The 1,019-nt window shown below is 35.8% G+C and carries 2 protein-coding genes; both read left to right on the top strand.

Annotated elements, in window-relative coordinates; translation table 11 throughout:
• The first annotated feature begins 55 nt into the window (after positions 1-55).
• Positions 56-442 carry a helix-turn-helix domain-containing protein gene (locus ACM0OX_RS35700; RefSeq protein ID WP_414519945.1) on the top strand — a complete coding sequence of 129 codons (387 nt, stop codon included), beginning with the start codon at positions 56-58 and terminating at the stop codon, positions 440-442.
• A 59-nt stretch (positions 443-501) separates the two neighbouring features.
• Positions 502-1,002, top strand: coding sequence for a transposase (locus ACM0OX_RS35695; protein ID WP_414519943.1), 501 nt, complete (start codon positions 502-504; stop codon positions 1,000-1,002).
• The last annotated feature ends 17 nt before the right edge of the window (positions 1,003-1,019 follow it).

Below are 1,019 nucleotides of genomic sequence, written 5' to 3'. Positions count from 1 at the left end.
TACAGCACTTGCGTCTATTATGAGGTACACTAGATTAAAAGATAAATATTTTTAAATGAAGTCCTACTCTATCGATCTTCGAGAAAAAATAGTTGCAGCACATCTTCAGAAAAACATCTCAATCAGGAAAGTAGCTAACATTTTTTCCGTTTCAAAGAGTTTAGTGCAAAAGCTTGTAAAACAACAAAAACTTGAAGGTAATTTACAATCCAAGCCACGAGGAAAGCCACAATTTAGCCATTTAACAAATGCTGATATAGAGTTGAGAGAATTAGTTGAATCACATCCAGATGCAACATTGATAGAGTTATGTGAATTATTTGCAGACAAGACTGGAAATTCGGTAGGTCAAAGTGCAATGTGCCGTGCGTTACAGAAATTAGGATTAAATCGGAAAAAAAAACAAAGCGGAGCACCCAAGCGGGGACAGAGAGAGTCCTAAATTTAAGATTAGATTATTGGGAAAAGGTCAAACATATAGAGCCAGAAAATTTAGTATTTTTGGACGAAACTGGTGTCCTGCTTGGGTTAACAAGGTCTCATGCCCGTTCACAAATGGGAACAAGAGCTTACTCTCTTAACCCCTTCTATAGAGGCTCAAAAGTTACAGTAATTGGAGCAATTAGTATTAAAAAAGTAGTTGCATTAATGACAATGAATGGTTCAATGGATGGCATTGCATTTGAATTATTTATTGAGAAGTTTTTAGTGCCACATTTATGGTCAGGAGCAGTAGTAGTAATGGATAATTTATCCGCACATAAATTAGATTCAATTGTGCCAATGATTGAAGCTGTAGGTGCGAAAGTTATTTGTTTATCCTCATACTCCCCCGATTTTAATCCAATTGAATTATGGTGGTCACAACTTAAATCTTTTTTACGCAGTTTTGCTCCAACTACAACAGAAATGGTTGATAGATTAATCTCAGTTGCACTCCAATTAATAAATCCTCAACATTTAAGAAACTGGTTTGCTAGTTGCTGCTACTGTACCTCATAACAGCCGTAGATGCTGTA

Source organism: Nostoc sp. PCC 9305 (genome assembly GCF_963920915.1).
Taxonomy (GTDB): domain Bacteria; phylum Cyanobacteriota; class Cyanobacteriia; order Cyanobacteriales; family Nostocaceae; genus Nostoc.
The sequence above is the reverse complement of the archived record's forward strand: the minus strand, read 5'-3'. Positions and strand labels throughout refer to the sequence as shown.

Bases quoted from the DNA above. Each gene is read 5' to 3' on its own strand.
- ACM0OX_RS35700 (WP_414519945.1), top strand. From the start codon at position 56: ATGAAGTCCTACTCTATCGATCTTCGAGAAAAAATAGTTGCAGCACAT.